Annotated in this window: 14 protein-coding genes; 2 read left to right on the top strand and 12 right to left on the bottom strand. The window is 43.3% G+C overall.

Translation table 11 applies throughout. From position 1 onward, the window contains the following. Positions 1-165 precede the first annotated feature (165 nt). Positions 166-468 (bottom strand): monooxygenase, encoded by a 303-nt coding sequence (locus JMW94_RS07595; protein ID WP_201603762.1) that lies wholly within the window; start codon positions 466-468, stop codon positions 166-168. A 140-nt stretch (positions 469-608) separates the two neighbouring features. Between JMW94_RS07595 and JMW94_RS07590 the strand changes: the two genes are divergently transcribed. Next, positions 609-1,565, top strand: coding sequence for a DUF1853 family protein (locus JMW94_RS07590; RefSeq protein ID WP_201603760.1), 957 nt, complete (start codon positions 609-611; stop codon positions 1,563-1,565). A gap of 67 nt (positions 1,566-1,632) precedes the next feature. Here the strand turns inward: JMW94_RS07590 and JMW94_RS07585 are convergent, their stop codons facing one another. From JMW94_RS07585 to JMW94_RS07540, 10 genes are all read right to left on the bottom strand, one after another. Next, positions 1,633-2,895, bottom strand: a complete 1,263-nt coding sequence (locus JMW94_RS07585; RefSeq protein WP_201603758.1) for a DUF5723 family protein — start codon at positions 2,893-2,895, stop codon at positions 1,633-1,635. 118 nt (positions 2,896-3,013) lie between these two features. Next, on the bottom strand, positions 3,014-4,471 hold the full coding sequence (locus tag JMW94_RS07580; RefSeq protein ID WP_201603756.1) for a hypothetical protein: 1,458 nt from the start codon (positions 4,469-4,471) through the stop codon (positions 3,014-3,016). A gap of 248 nt (positions 4,472-4,719) precedes the next feature. Next, positions 4,720-5,250 carry a DUF2726 domain-containing protein gene (locus tag JMW94_RS07575; protein ID WP_201603754.1) on the bottom strand — a complete coding sequence of 177 codons (531 nt, stop codon included), beginning with the start codon at positions 5,248-5,250 and terminating at the stop codon, positions 4,720-4,722. Positions 5,251-5,547: 297 nt separating this feature from the next. After that, complete coding sequence (locus JMW94_RS07570) at positions 5,548-6,744, bottom strand: SPOR and LysM peptidoglycan-binding domain-containing protein (protein WP_201603752.1); 1,197 nt, start codon at positions 6,742-6,744, stop codon at positions 5,548-5,550. 258 nt (positions 6,745-7,002) lie between these two features. Continuing rightward, on the bottom strand, positions 7,003-8,406 hold the full coding sequence (gene folC, locus JMW94_RS07565; protein WP_201603750.1) for a bifunctional tetrahydrofolate synthase/dihydrofolate synthase: 1,404 nt from the start codon (positions 8,404-8,406) through the stop codon (positions 7,003-7,005). A gap of 234 nt (positions 8,407-8,640) precedes the next feature. Beyond that, complete coding sequence (accD, locus tag JMW94_RS07560) at positions 8,641-9,603, bottom strand: acetyl-CoA carboxylase, carboxyltransferase subunit beta (protein ID WP_201603828.1); 963 nt, start codon at positions 9,601-9,603, stop codon at positions 8,641-8,643. Positions 9,604-9,872: 269 nt separating this feature from the next. Then, positions 9,873-10,697: a tryptophan synthase subunit alpha gene (gene trpA / locus JMW94_RS07555; RefSeq protein ID WP_201603748.1), complete on the bottom strand. Its 825-nt coding sequence runs from the start codon at positions 10,695-10,697 to the stop codon at positions 9,873-9,875. 143 nt (positions 10,698-10,840) lie between these two features. Continuing rightward, the gene (locus tag JMW94_RS07550) at positions 10,841-11,479 is read right to left on the bottom strand and encodes a hypothetical protein (RefSeq protein ID WP_201603745.1); all 639 of its coding nucleotides are present in this window, start codon (positions 11,477-11,479) and stop codon (positions 10,841-10,843) included. A 12-nt stretch (positions 11,480-11,491) separates the two neighbouring features. Continuing rightward, positions 11,492-12,766 (bottom strand): tryptophan synthase subunit beta, encoded by a 1,275-nt coding sequence (gene trpB, locus JMW94_RS07545; RefSeq protein ID WP_227685451.1) that lies wholly within the window; start codon positions 12,764-12,766, stop codon positions 11,492-11,494. A gap of 101 nt (positions 12,767-12,867) precedes the next feature. Next, positions 12,868-13,551: a phosphoribosylanthranilate isomerase gene (locus tag JMW94_RS07540; protein ID WP_045454504.1), complete on the bottom strand. Its 684-nt coding sequence runs from the start codon at positions 13,549-13,551 to the stop codon at positions 12,868-12,870. Positions 13,552-13,761: 210 nt separating this feature from the next. Between JMW94_RS07540 and JMW94_RS07535 the strand changes: the two genes are divergently transcribed. After that, positions 13,762-15,453, top strand: a complete 1,692-nt coding sequence (locus JMW94_RS07535; RefSeq protein ID WP_201603743.1) for a cryptochrome/photolyase family protein — start codon at positions 13,762-13,764, stop codon at positions 15,451-15,453. A 115-nt stretch (positions 15,454-15,568) separates the two neighbouring features. Here the strand turns inward: JMW94_RS07535 and JMW94_RS07530 are convergent, their stop codons facing one another. Beyond that, positions 15,569-15,730, bottom strand: coding sequence for a hypothetical protein (locus tag JMW94_RS07530; protein ID WP_176393057.1), 162 nt, complete (start codon positions 15,728-15,730; stop codon positions 15,569-15,571). Positions 15,731-15,787 lie beyond the last annotated feature (57 nt).

Below are 15,787 nucleotides of genomic sequence, written 5' to 3'. Positions count from 1 at the left end.
AAAATTTCTGATCATTATCCTAGTACCGCTATTATCAAATGCACCAGATATTCAGCTTAATTTTTATACCGTGAACATCTTATTTTAAGTTTAAGACATACATAAAAAAACCAGCCATTGCATCCAATGACTGGTTTTTTTATGTTTATTACTCTTGATCAAGTATTACAGAGACGCTTTAGTAATCGCACTCAGCGCTTCATTGATGATAAATACTTTAGACTTAATATCCGTAAAGCCAAATGAGGTCAGTCTCTGGGTATGCTTCTCTAAGTATCTGTTGGCATCCTCTAAGTTATCAAACACATAAATACCGCCCGCTTCTTGCGTTGCTTCGTTTTCTGTCCATAGCTTGTAGACCAGACCGCTCTCGTTTGCGATGTCTTCAGCCAACTCTTTCATAGACTCAAAGAATTGATTACCAAAAGGTCCGCTATAAGGAAAGTCGATTTGCAAAAGATATTTCATTATTGAATCCTCATTATTATTAAATAGTCGGCAAAACATACGCTGCCAGATACTTTCAATCTTAACATAGTACGATTGACTATAGACTTTTGGCAAGCGAGCAGCTAGGGTAAATGTACCACTTTATGAAGGTTCAACCCATGTCTGAGGCTATCGCTCAGCCCCTCTCGACTTACTTCACAAATAACGCACCTTGGGAAGCATACCAGCGACCTTATGTGCGTGATTTGGCGTATGTGCTTGCCTGCCCTAACGTCCTAACGGAATGGCTGGACTTTGCGCCGCATCAGAATACACATACCGTGTCAGTACATAACGCACACTTCTGGCAACAGCAGTTTGCGGCGTATCAGCAGCGTTTAAAAGAGCTAGATAGCACCAACGCTTATCAGGCGCTAACTCGCTATTTACTCAAGCGCCCTAGCCCCAATCGCTTGGGTTTTCACTTTGAAGGGTTACTGTCATTTTGGCTAGAGGATGGCTTTGCGCGCAAGCTACATCCGTATGAAACGCTAGCCAGTAACGTCCAGTTGTATAACGGTAAGCAGACGACTGGTGAGCTGGATTTAATCTTATATAATCATGGAGAAAATCTGGTCGAGCATTGGGAACTGGCGATTAAGTTTTTTATGGGATCAGCGCCGTTTGCTCCTGAGAACTGGGTTGGTATTAATTCCAAGGACAATCTACAGCGTAAAATGACCCATATGCAAACCAAACAGTTTCGTACCGTATGGGTAGATACGGAGAAACACGGACAAGTTAAAATCGATAAGCGTTATGGCGTGATTAAAGGACGCTTCTTTTTGCCAATCAACACCACTAACTTTAATTATCCATCTTGGTTAGCACCAAGCTTTCCGATGCACGAATGGTGTGATAAAGATGATAAGCTTAATCTTGCGAAGATTGATATCAGCGCCTTGCGATCTGCCCATTATATCGAATGGTTTACTAGGCGCGACTGCTATGATGGACGACAGCCGCAGGTAGCTTGGTCAAACGACGCACTGCCTACGACGGGACTATACTTCGAAGGTCATAGTCCGATCGTCATTTATCCTGAACAGCGCGACAAAACGCATGACAAATTTTAGTAACGTCCACCGCATTATATGCACATCGACGTTTTAGACATCTGCTTTATTAATGCAATGAATCAAGCTACCAAGCATAGCGTCCATACAAGCTAATCTCACTGCGTTTGGCTTTTTCTGAATCGAGACTGTCAGTCAGCAATTTGATGCCAGCATAACGATTGTCTACAGCAAGACCCAATGCTTGCGTTTGCGGCTCTATCAAACCCGTCACCGTAATGGGGAAAGCATCATTGGACGTTTGGTAGCCTGCGGATAATTGATATAAGTCTTGAATGTCATTCACTTGACCATGTAGACCGAGCTGCCATTGACTGTCTAGCTGATGCTGAAGGCTACCTTCAACTCGCCATGGCAATGTCTGTGTGACATCGTCAGTACTAAGCTGCCCTTCAATCGTATAGAGAGGTCTGCCGTTGACGTCATAATCCAATGCATAACGAGTGCTTGGCATGTCTTTCCAGCGCATGCGTCCAAGGATATCGTAGCCACTCAGAGACAACTGCGTACTATCAGACAACTGACCTGTGAGCTGCAAATCGAGCGAATAGCCATATCCCGAAGGTTTCGCGGGGTTCCAGTCTAGGTTTTCCTCCCCTAAAGCCGGTTCATCATAGTAATAATCGATGTAAGCGTTGGTTTTATCCAAACTGTCTCGTATGTCTGTCACCTCATTATTTGGCAACACTCTGGTGCTTAAATCGCCAACTATCTTACCTTCTAATGCATGCAGTCCTTGCCAGAGATTGGCCCGAGTCGTCAATTGCCAGTTAGGCATGAGCTGCTGCGTCAGACCAATATTAGCACCGAATCTTTCATTGTGCTTGGCTTCTAAAAATAACGGATAATCTTGACTGGTACTTGAGGGCTGTTTATTTTCATACTGCCAATAAACTTCGGCAGTCTCTTTGCTAAACGTCATTAAATAATCATAACGCCAACCTAGACCGTAGCTAATCGCACTGCCCGCAGGACGAATCTCAAGCGACGTCCGACCTTGGGCATAAGCATGATCACCCGAGTCCAGCGGTGCACTCCAATCGTCTAAAAATGCTGAGATAGGCTGTGTTGGGCTATGAGCCGTTGCCATCAGACTCCACTCTATCTGCGCGTTTGACTGAGCAGTTTGACTGTCTAGCAACCCTGTCGCTTGGGGGTAGAAGTAAAAATTCGTGTCAGCAGCTGGTATCTCTGCACTATCAGCAACCGCAGCGCTGGATATCATCATAGCGGCAATCGCTGTCATAGGGATTAACTTGGTACGGCTGTATAAATGCGATGCTAAGCTTTTAGGTAAAAAACCATAGAGACTTGAAACGTTATATGGCATAAATTTCTCACGTTTATTAGAGAGCATAAAAAAGAGACAGGAATCTGTCTCTTTTTTTTGTTGCTATACCTCAATCGCTACTAACAACGTTTGAGAGTCGATGTGACACATGGTTTGATTATAGAATAATTAAACTATTATCAGTAAACTTGGCCGTAACTTTGCCATCATTATCCATTAAATCACCGTAATCTTTACCGTTAACCATGATATCGCCGAGCTTACCCATTTTATCTTTAATAAAATCACCATTGGCATCGACATTTAACTTGATCGACGCTTTATTTTGCTCAACGGTAAACTGGGTGCTAACCACATCATAGTTATTATCTAAGCTGGACTTACCGGTTACGAATAGCTTCTTACCCTCTACGCTAGCAGTCAGACCTTGTAGCTCAATAACATTACGAGCAGTACGCTTAAGATTGGCTTGGAAATCAAGCGGAATCGTCGTTGTACTCTCTTTCGTTACCTTACCTTTAATCGCCAATACTATTTCCATACCTACGTATTTATTGGCGGCTTCTTCGATATCACCGACTTCATCGATTATGATAAATTTCTTTATATCAGCGTCATTGGCAGTCGCGTTCAGTGTAATCTCTACATCAGTCATCGGTTTTTGCTTGGTCATCTTGCCCGTTATAGCAAACTTATAAGGGATTGTTCTAACCACCAGACTGTTATCTGCCAGCTTTCTGCTGACATCCAGTGCGGCAAATTCAAAATCTTTTGCTTCAATCACGCTATCATTAGCCGTCAACTTCAGGCTGCTTAATTTGATGACCGCCTTTTCTAGTGTGATGCCTTCTCTATTTGCATCATTGATATCAAACTCATCATTGACCACGACTTTATCACTGAATTGACCACTGACTGTTGCGCCTTTAGTACTTGAGTTGAGGGTAACGGTATCAGTGCCAGTGCCAATGTTAATACTCTTGAAGCCCAAACTACCGTTAAAGTTATCTGTACTGGTGTTTGAGCTTAGCGCATCTTCAAAACCATCAAATGCTACCTTAAAATTGTCTTGATTGACGACAACAGGTCCATACAAACCTGTTTGCGGGTTATACACATAATCGTATTCTTCAACATCTACTTTAGTTGTACCATTCAAGGTAAACTTACCGTCAGTATTTAACGTCGCTAAAAAGTCTTTTTCTGGGGTCAAGACTATATTTCCCAATGCTGTTTCAAACTCTTTATCATTAGCCAGTGCAGTAATGTCCGCTGCCGTGAGCTGTGATACATCATTCTCTTCCATATAGTATTTTAGATCACTTGGGATATCGAAGGTATAACCCAGACGTGTATCTTGCTTTTCTGTAAGGATATCACTTACATCTTCGTAAGCATCTGTAACCGCTTTATTGTCACTGACAAATAACTTGGCGGTACGAATCATCTCTTTCGCTTGCTCGATTTCAGACAAACTATTATCGACAGGTGGTTTGACTGGCACATCTGGCGTATTAGTACCATTACCAGAAGAGTTATTATTGTTGTCATCACCACAGCCTGCTAACGCTAACGTGCTGGCTAAGGCTAATGCGCTCAATTTAAAAAATTTCATAACACAGTCCTTTATAGAATGATTTTAAAAACCAGAAGCACCAAAATCTTTATCTAATTAAGCAAATAATGCCTCAATTCAAAAAAGCGCCTCTTAATTTAGAAAACTTAAGTTTGCTTTAAAATAAAATAATAATACTCTTATTTAAGTAACTTATCTATAAAGTAAACGGATATAACAGCAATGTTACACAAAAAAATAAATGCCGTTGTTGTGAATAATATTGACTGTATACCAAAGATACTTTATCAATAACTTTCAATCACTTGCATCATCTCGTACCTGAGCATATCTGCGCTTGGCATGCGCTCAGCGTGAAAACGCACAATAGCAATACCGGCACTAGCAAGGGCTTTGTCTTTTTTGTCATCCGCCTTTTGACGCGCTTTACTCGTGTGTGTCCAATCATCAAGCTCGATAGCAACCAGCGTGGTTTGAGCATCAATATCTACAATCACATAATCGACGCTTTGACGACAGATACGATTGAACCAAAAGCTACGCTCGGACGCCTCACTGCTATTGCCTTCGATAATGCGTGACAGTTGAACTTGAACGAAAATATGATATTCCGGCAACGCACTTTTTAGCTTATTAAAGAAAATGACTTCCGTATCCGTCATAATCGGCATCGGCGCAAACGGCCAAATAGCCAACTCATCACCGCGTACTGGCTTTGGATCAGGCTCAACAACTGGGGGTTTTTTCAACAGCTTTGGTACGGTAATCAGCCCTAAAAATCCAACGGCCAATATTAAAAATATAACACCAAATGACATGGTTTTACCTTATACATGATTAAGGCAGCCAAATATGTATTACGACTTCCATAAAGTGACATACATACTCAACTGCGACAGGGCAGCCCTTATAGGCTGACCCGTTATACAGAAAAAATCAGGGGCAGTCGGCGCACATCGTAGCTAAGCTTACGCCAATCAGCAAACACTAAAACAAAAAACACGACAATAAATGTCGTGTTTGAATAAAACTCAGATAAAACAATAAAATCTAACCAAGACTCTGCTGTTTCTTAGCAACAATAGTCATCCGATTATCGTGATTTTAATGCTATTTTAGCGCCAGTATAAAACCCAAGCACTGGTCGTATTGACCTTAGGATCACTATTGATTTTATCTTTTAACGCTAACGCTGCCACTTTACCGCGCTCAGGACCGACGATGACGCGAACCCCACGGCTGGTAGGGCTGGTCTTAACTTGGTAGCCTGCGGATTTAAATTTCTTTGCCAGCTCATCTGCTTTGGCTTGATCGTTTGCCAATGCTACTTGCACCCCAAAGCTGCCTTTAGCGTCAGTTTCTTTGACTTCTTTACGGGCTTCGCTGAGTTTCTGCTGTGCTTCACGTTTAGCATCCGCTGATTTTTTGGCTAAAGCCTCTTCTTTCTGACGCTTGTCTTCCCGTGCCTGCTCAGCCGCTGCCGCTTCACGTGCTAATCGCTCCACTTGCTTACGTGATGGAATGGTGATGTTTTGACCCAATTGTAGCGATGTTGACGGTGACAGATTATTCGCTTGTGCCAATACTTCTACTGGCATATTGTACTGCCGCGCCAGTTTAATCAGCCCATCTCCTCTTTTAACTTGATAATCAGAAGGCGACTTTGGTGGCTCATTTTTAGCCGCTTCGGCTGCCGCTTGTTTTTTCTCAGCCGCAGCTTGCGCTTGTTTCTTAGCATCCGCTTGTCTTTTTGCTTCCGCTTCTTTTTTACTGTCTGCTAGTTTCTTGGCGGCAGCCTGCTCTTTAATCGCCGCTTGCCTTTGAGCTTCTTGTTGCGCTTGGGCAGCTTTTTGCTGGTTGCCAGTGTTTGTCTCACTTTCAGCTGACGCAGCAGCGCTAGTCTTTTTTATTGGTATTGTAGCGTCATTTTTTTCCGCGTCGGATTTGGATTTGTCACTCTCTTCAGCAGCTGCTGCACTACTGGCCATATACTGCTGACTTTCTGCACGGGCTTTTGCCAATGCTTCCGCCTCAGCGGCTTCTTGTTCAGTTAAGAACTGCTGAGCACGTTTTTCTTGCTCAGCCACACGAGCAGCGCGCTCTTTTTGTTTTTCTGCCAAGATACGTTTTTCAGTCTCGATATCCGTCGTCAGCGGCTGAGGAGACTCTTGCTCAGGGCTTGGCTTATCTACCATTGCTGACGCTGGTTGTGGTTCATTACTATCACCAATCTGTTGCACCATGGCGTATAGCATCACGCTACCGCCAATAATCATCCCAATGCCCAATAAGGCTTGTCTCGAAAAGTTCATCCGTTTACGTCTCTTAGTTGGTAATAAGGTTGATTGAGCGGCGCAACTGCCGTCTCAAAACTGTGTTTAGATAGTTTTAATAGCCTTGATAGGTGTCATTGCCACCAGTTGCGTCCATCCGTTTTTAAATGTTATGCCAAGCGTTTAATGCCATTATAGAGCAACTTGCCAAATCACTTTGATTATAAAGCATATTTTTCATACTGTCTGCCATCATGCTACTGCTAAGATTAACATTAAATAAGCACCATTTTAATGTTAATTATCAACCGCAAGTGCTGCCAGTGCCTCGCCGATCGTGTGAAAGGAGCCACATACCACGATAAGGTCTTGCGGCTGACTGGCATTGATAACTGCATCGGTCGCTTCTGATAAACGTTTAAATTCGTGTATTTGAGCATCATCGACATAGCTCGATAAGATACCTTGCAAGTGCTCGGTGCTCGCGGCACGTGGATAATCAATCTCAGCGACAAACCAATCGCTAATCGGTAAGCCCGCTTCGGTCAAATGCTGCACGACTTTATTGATATCTTTATCGCCCAACATAGAAAACAGCATTTTAATGCTGGCAGGTTTTCCTGTAGCTTGACTGATATGATTACTATGTGGATTACTGCTGTGATTGAGAGTATCAGAGCTATTTTGATTGGTTAGATGCTGTTGCCAAAGCGGTAATAATTGCGCCAATAAAAACTCAACGCCTTGCTCGTTATGCGCGACATCAAACAGCCAATGGCGATTGTGGGTCTCACGATAATCAAAGCGACCAGCGAGCCTGACCGTTTGCAGCGCCTGCTCGATAGCAGTGCTATCGACATTTAACGAACTTGCGAGCACTGCTGATAACGCAGTGGCAGTATTGGTCAATGATAGTGCTGGGCGCGGTAATTGCATGGTGACAGCAGCATTGCTATATTGCCAAGCGCTTGCATCCACTTCACGATAATCAAAATCTCGCCCAACTTGATAACAAGTTGCTTGATGCTTATCAATCGCTTGCTGCACACTGACTGGCATCGCGGTAGCACCATAAACCACGCTGATACCATCACGTAAGATACCTGCTTTCTCACGGCCAATATCTTCAACATTGTCACCCAGCCAATCGACATGATCGATAGCGATATTGGTAATCACTGCCATATCAGCATCGATGATATTGACCACATCTAAGCGCCCACCTAGCCCGACTTCCAACACCCAGACATCACAATCCGCTTCGGCAAATATTAATAATGCGGCCAATGTGGTCATCTCAAAAAATGACAAGGTCAGCTCACACGCTAATCGCGCTGCTTCTACCTTGCTAAAGGCTTCAATTAACGTCTCGTCACTGACCATCTCGCCATTGATACGCACGCGCTCATTAAATACACTTAGATGCGGTGATTGATACAGAGCCGTTTTATAACCTGCTGCTTGGCACATCTGCGCGATGACAGCCGTCGTTGAGCCTTTACCATTGGTGCCCGCCACCGTGAATACATAAGCATCGTCTTTGGCTGACTGTACCACGCCTAACGCCTCGGCAACTGGCAAAACTCGCGACAACCCCATGTCTATTGCCGATACATGAATCTGCTGCATATAATCGAGCCATTCGGTCAAGCTAGAATGCTTGTTGGGAGTGTTAGGGTTAAAAAGTAGAGAGTCGGACATGGACACAGCCTATATTGAAATATTTGAATAAAAAATGGTCAATGAGAAAGCATTCATTAAGAAAGTACAGACAGTATATAACTACCTGCCCAAAAAGCAAAAATAGCATTTACCGCTGTTGACGATAAATGCTATTGATTGATCTTAGTTAGTCAGCAAAATTTAGCATGCTACTAAGCATAAGTCTTGCAGAATATTAAACTCAGTTATTCGTTAGTCAAGCCGATGAGCAAGTTAGGCATCAACATTAGGCACGCGGCATAACTTAGCCAACAAGCGATAAATGGTATCAATTAATTGATGACGATGTACCACTTCATCGACTACGCCATGCTCTAATAAGAACTCGGCACGCTGGAACGGCTCTTCTAACGTCTCACGAACCGTTTGCTCAATCACGCGCTTGCCCGCAAAGCCGATCATGGCTTTTGGTTCTGCTAAATGAATATCACCTAACATAGCGAGCGACGCAGTCACACCGCCATAAACAGGATTGGTCAATATCACGATATACGGCACGCCAGCAATTCTCAAACGCTCAATCGCTGCGGCAGTACGAGCCATCTGCATCAAAGACAGCAAACCTTCTTGCATACGTGCGCCGCCAGAGGCAGCAAAGCAAACTAAAGGCACTTTGTCTGCCAGTGCTTTCTCAGCTGCTTGGACAAAACGATCGCCAACCACTGAGCCCATAGAACCACCCATAAAGCGGAAGTCAAAGGCACAAGTCACCACATCAAGATTGCGCAGCTTACCATACAGCACAATCAGCGCCTCAGACTCGCCTGTCTTATCTTGTGCTTCTATCATACGCTGCGGATACGGCTTGCTATCCACAAATCTTAGCGGATCTTTGGCAGTAAATTGTTGCCCAAGCTCACCGTCTACTTGATCGAGTAGCCAGTTTAAGCGCTCACGAGCACTCATCGGTAAATGATGATCACAATGCGGGCAAACATAGCAGTTAAAAATCAGCGCCGTGTTGGTAATCATCGAATGACAATTACTGCACTTGGTTGACGGTTCGGTCTCTACTGCCGTCAAAGGCGCTGTCAGTTGCTGTTTAATACCCGGTATCGGGCGATTAAACCACGATTGACCAGCAGTATTACCGTTTGGCTCAGCGTTACTTTTTTCAGTATGGTTCGGAGTCGTCATATCAGGTTTTATTATCGTATCAGTCATATTATTCGCCATTATCAAAGGCTTATCGACAAGCTGGCTCATGCGCTTGTCCCTAAGAATCGATTTATAAGGATCAGTTTAATCGTCACATATTCTCATAACTTTCGCAGTTATAAAGCGCAGTTATAAGGCACGCTTACGTGAAACTGTAATAATTTATATGTGATGTTAGTTTACACACGTAAACTAACTTTAGCAAAGTCATTTAACCCTGTCTTTATAAACATTGTTATTCATATTGCCATAACGATTTAAGTGACGATAATTTAACTTTATTTAACTCAGGCACTCAAACTATCAAGTGCACCGCGTAGCTCATCCATTTTTGCCATGATTTTTTGCTGAGCCGCGGCAACCGCAGTGCTATCATTTGCATCTATATCAGCAAAATTTTGAACCAAGGCACTACCGACAATAATACCATCCGCATGCGCTCCAATTGCTTTGGCAGACGTTGCATCACGAATACCAAAACCCACACATACTGGCAAATCAGTCGCTGCTTTAATCGCTTGCACTTGAGTCGCAACATCATCAGTATCAAGCGTTGCCGAACCCGTCACACCTTTTAATGACACATAATAAATATAACCACCGCAATGGGTCAATACTTGTTCACGGCGCTCAGGTAAAGTGGTTGGTGACAGTAAGAAAATCTCGTTCATCGCATGGTCAGTCAAATGCTGGGTAAAACTGCCCGCCTCGCTTGGTGGTAAATCAACCATCAAAATACCATCGACACCTGACTGCTCACATAGCGCCACAAAGTTATCATAACCGATGATTTCAACTGGATTGAGGTAACCCATGAGGATAATCGGCGTCTGCGTGTCTTGCTGACGGAACTCTGCCACCATTTTTAGCGCATCACGTGTACTCGTACCTGCGGCTAATGCACGCTCTCCAGCTAAAGCGACGACTGGGCCATCTGCCATCGGGTCGGAGAACGGCAAGCCTACTTCAATCATATCCGCGCCGTGCTTAACCAAATCATGTAGCAACCCAACGAAGTTGTTTGGATTAGGATCACCTGCCATTACATAAGGAATCAGGGCTTTTTTATTTTGGGCTTTTAAAATTTCAAAAGTGCTTTCAATTCGGGTCATAGTGTTCTCTTTAGTTATCTATCTCTTCAGACAAGTTATTATTTAAATTTTATATTAATGATAGTGTCACTATCTTGAACTTTGATCAACCATGCTCCATTCATAACCATTTCTAGATCATTAAAACTAGATAGTACCTGCTCCTACTTATGGGTATTACCTTTATAGACTATTTTAATAACCTTATTAGCTATCGACAAGTAAGTCTTACAGATTAATTTACTATGTTCTTCAAGAGTCAATTTAAGGTCGATATCATTACTTTCATTATTCTTATGATTAAAATATGTCAGCTCATAATCATTAAACTGTACTCTAACAGGTACAAACATTTCAGTCTCAGAATCACCTTGAATACTATAGTTAATACTGTGAGCACCTAATTTGTGACGAGCTTGAGTTATTGATAAATTGTTAAACTCTTGTTTTATTGATTTTGGGTTTGGACAATTAAAGAGTTTGAATATATGTAAAATAGCTTGTTGCTGTTGGTAAACAGCATTCAACACTCCATACAATCTCAAATACTTCTCACCCAAATCATTATATTTGGTAGAACCTGATAAACCAAACTTCAGAAAACTTTTTAAGGCCTCATTAGAGTCCTCTAAAATATCCTCAGAAGCAATAATTTCGTTCCAATCATTTTTCGAATTTAGCTTAAATTTTTGTTGAGCAAAGCCTAGAAAGTCATCGGTTTCTTTAGAAAACACCTGCTCCCTTGTAAACTCAATAAACCTATCGTTTATTAAGTTTACTAAGTCCACCATATCTGTCTTCAAAAAAACGTCCTTTTACAACTCAATCCCTTCAGCTTTCATCACTGAATGCAAATCTTTATCACCGCGACCTGACATATTGACGATAATCGTTTGATCAGGGGTCATGGTTTTAGCCAACTTCAATGCATAAGCAACGGCATGAGCAGATTCAAGCGCAGGGATGATTCCTTCTTTGCGCGTCACTTCATGGAAGCCTTCTAGCGATTCTTTATCGGTACAGCCGACATATTCAACACGCTTCATGTCTTTTAAGAAGCTGTGCTCAGGACCAACGCCAGGATAATCAAGACCTGCCGAGATAGAATGCGTCTCTTGAATTTGACCTTCATCATCGGCCATCAGATAGGTACGGTTACCATGCAGTACACCGATACGACCAGCAGCCAATGGTGCTGAATGACGACCCGTTTCGATACCGTCACCCGTTGCTTCAACGCCATACATTTTAACTTCCGTGTCATTTAGGAAGTCAAAGAATAAACCAATAGCATTCGAGCCACCGCCAACGCAAGCCACTAGCGCATCTGGTAATTTACCCGTCATTTGCAAATGCTGGATACGTGCTTCTTTACCGATAATCGCTTGGAAATCACGCACGAGTAGCGGATAAGGATGCGGACCGGCAACTGTTCCAATGATGTAATACGTGCTATCGACATTGGTGACCCAATCACGCATCGCTTCGTTCATGGCATCTTTTAGGGTACGTGAGCCTGAAGTCACTGGCACAACCGTCGCACCGAGCAAACGCATACGATAGACGTTCATCTTTTGACGCTCGACATCGTCCGCGCCCATATAAACGATACATTCAAGCCCTAAGCGCGCAGCAATCGTCGCCGTCGCAACGCCATGTTGCCCTGCTCCAGTTTCCGCAATAATGCGTTTTTTACCGCTCATTTTGGCAAGTAGCGCTTGTCCAATGGTGTTATTAACTTTATGTGCGCCAGTATGGTTTAAGTCTTCGCGTTTGAAATAAATTTGCGCACCGCCAATCTCATCACTTAAACGTTTGGCATGATATAAAGGCGTTGGGCGGCCGACATAGTTGACCAAATCATTGTGATATTCTTCCCAAAATGCAGGGTCTTTTTTGACGGTGTTATATAACGTTTCTAGCTCTTCTAGTGCTGCCATCAAGGTTTCAGAGACAAAACGACCACCATGCACACCGAAATGTCCGCGTGCGTCAGGGTATTGGTTAAAGTCTTGAACGTCTGTTGGATTAGTAAAGGTATTGATAGATTGTGCAGTAGCAGATGGTGCTTTGTTCGTGGCATGACTCATGATAATTCCTACTATAATAAGTGGTATTTTTTAAGATAAATAAGAGGGAAAATTTTCCAAGTAATTAGCTATTTAACGGATAAAAATTCACTGCTAAAACACTAGTTACTGATATTCGAAGGTTCGCCAAGCGTCTCATTTTGCCATCGGTCGCGTTTTACCGCTTTCATAAAGGCACGCATTTTGGCAGCGTCTTTTTTGCCTTTGTCAGACTCAATCCCACCGCTGACATCAACCGCATAAATAGGCAAATCTAAAGTGGCAGCGACATTATCGGCATCCAGTCCGCCCGCTAAAATAATAGGTAGCGAGCTGTCTTGCGGTAGCAGACTCCAATCAAAACGTGCCCCTGTGCCGCCATATTTATGGGGATGGTAAGCATCCAATAAGATACTGTTCGCGCCAGCGGCAGCAAACTCATTAATCTCGGCGCTTACGCTAGCGGCAGTGTGTTGGTCAGCATTGATACGCAGCGCTTTTATCCAGCGTTTATTGACCGCACTGGCCAGCTGCGCACATTGCTCCGGTGTTTCATCACCATGGAATTGAATGATATCAAAAGCGACCTGATTCGCTAATTCTATCAGCTCTGCGCGCGGCATATTCACCACTAGAGCCACTATACTTATAAAAGCTGGCAAAGACGCACTTAACGATTGCGCCTGCTCGATAGTGACAGCGCGTGGACTGGGCGGATAAAATACCAAGCCAACCGCATCAACACCCAACTGGGCGGCAATTTTAATATCATTAGGCTGGGTAAATCCGCAAAACTTAACGTGCATGATGTGACCTTAGATATAACACTCAGTACGACATTATTAGACTGTCTTCGTTACATTGACGGAAGGTAAACGTCAATTGCCAACGCTAAAGCGTAAATATGAGGATTTGTTAATTGAATGGTAAATCCATTGCATCCAAAAACTTATCCTAGCATACTTTTATTACCAGTTTTGTTTATGATTGCGATTGATTAATAGAGGGATAGTTGAATGTCTAAAACGGCGGCGGAAACGTCTCATAACACCGATAGCACAGATAACACCGAAACAAGCAACGTCAACAATAGTGACGATGCCACTAGCGTAAACCCAGCGCATTACCTAATGTGGTTTCGTCGTGACCTGCGAGTTCATGATAATACCGCGCTAGCTGCGCTTTGCGAGCAGGCAAATGCGGATAACGCCTCAGTAAGCGCTGTTTACTTCGTGACGCCTGAACAATGGCAAGCACATGACATGTCGCTGACACAGCTCGACCATATCGCACGCACTTTGCCTATCCTAGCCAAATCCCTGCAAACACAATTAAATATCCACTTAACAGTACAGCTCTGTCCAAGCTTTACTGACTGTGTTGAGGCGATGCTAGATATCTGTAGCGCGAACCAGATCAGCACTGTGATGGCAAATCACGAGTACGAAGGCAATGAAATTAAGCGTGATGAGCAATTAACCAAAAAGCTTGCAAACAACGATATAGAATTTATCCGCTGGCATGATCAATGTATCTTGCCACCACAAACCATCACTACGAACGATGACAGCATGTATCAGGTGTTTACTCCATTTTATAAAAAATGGCGGCATACCTTGGATATCAGCACCATACAAATGCATGAGGTATCCGCCATAAATGGCAACACTAAAGTCAAACTAGAAGTCTCAAACGCCAGTGCTACTATCGAAGATATAGAAAGAGTAAGTAAAGAAGTAGTCGAAGATTATCAAAAGGCACTGCAAAATGCTGGTTTATTAGAGCACATTGATATAGACGTACAGCTTGAGCACGCTCGGGCAGCCTACCCTGCTGGCGAAGATGCAGCTTGCCGGCGTTTAGAGGACTTCATCGCTGAGGATATTGATAACTACGATATCAGTCGCGATGTGCCAAGCTTACACGCGACCAGTCAGCTATCTGCCTACCTGACTATTGGTGCAATCAGCCCCAGACTTTGCTACTTACAAGCTACCCTACAATCAAGCAAAGCACTGGGAGAATTACATGGGAATGACGGTGACACCTTAGACAGCGGGGATAGCTTTGACAACACTGATAATAATGACATTAACCGCTGGATAAGTGAGCTGGCTTGGCGTGACTTTTATCGTCATGTTTTAGACTATAAGCCCGAGCTGATTCGCCATCAAGCGTATAAAAAGGAAACCGATAGCAAGATTAATTGGTCATATAATCAAAATGACTTTGAGGCATGGTGCCTAGGTAAAACTGGCGTGCCGTTAGTCGATGCGGCAATGCGCTGCCTGAATGCGACGGGCTTTATGCACAATCGCTTGCGGATGGTCACGGCGATGTTTTTGACCAAGGATTTATTGATTGATTGGCGCTTAGGTGAGCGTTATTTTATGCAGCAGCTGATAGATGGTGACTTTGCGTCCAATAATGGGGGTTGGCAATGGAGCGCATCGACTGGCACCGACTCTGCACCTTACTTTCGCATTATGAACCCTTTTAGCCAAGCCAAAACCCACGATACCGATGGCGAATTTATCAAGACGTGGCTGCCTGAGCTAAAAGCCATTCCTGCCACCATCTTGCATAGCGAGGATAAAATGCGTCAAGCACTGGCAAAGGGCGGTAAGTTTGCTGATCTTGATTACCTATTACCGATGGTCGAACATAAAGCGGCTCGCCAATTAGCGATTGCTGAATTTAAAAAATAGCGACGCATTACATCAACACTAAAACCTCAATTTACTAAGAATTTCATTAGCTATTTTTAGCCCATTTAACAAGTAATCGATTGAATTGAGGACACGCCCTAGTATCATCTAGAGTTTACAAGATACGAGTTTGAATAATGTATAGGGCATAGGCTAGTAGAGTGAAGCTTATGATTAACAGCACCCATGTCGCAAAAGAAAGCGATTCTTTCGCTTTAGGGCGCTTATTAAGCTGACGTTCAGGCTTAGAAGACGGTTTATTATTAAGAGTTGTCATATACGCCACCTTTTATATAGGGTTATATTACCAACGATAATTCATAAGTTGATTATG

The sequence above is a fragment of the Psychrobacter immobilis genome (assembly GCF_904846185.1).
Lineage (GTDB): Bacteria > Pseudomonadota > Gammaproteobacteria > Pseudomonadales > Moraxellaceae > Psychrobacter > Psychrobacter immobilis_B.
Note: the sequence above shows the minus strand (reverse complement) of the source record. Positions and strands in the feature narration are given on the sequence as shown.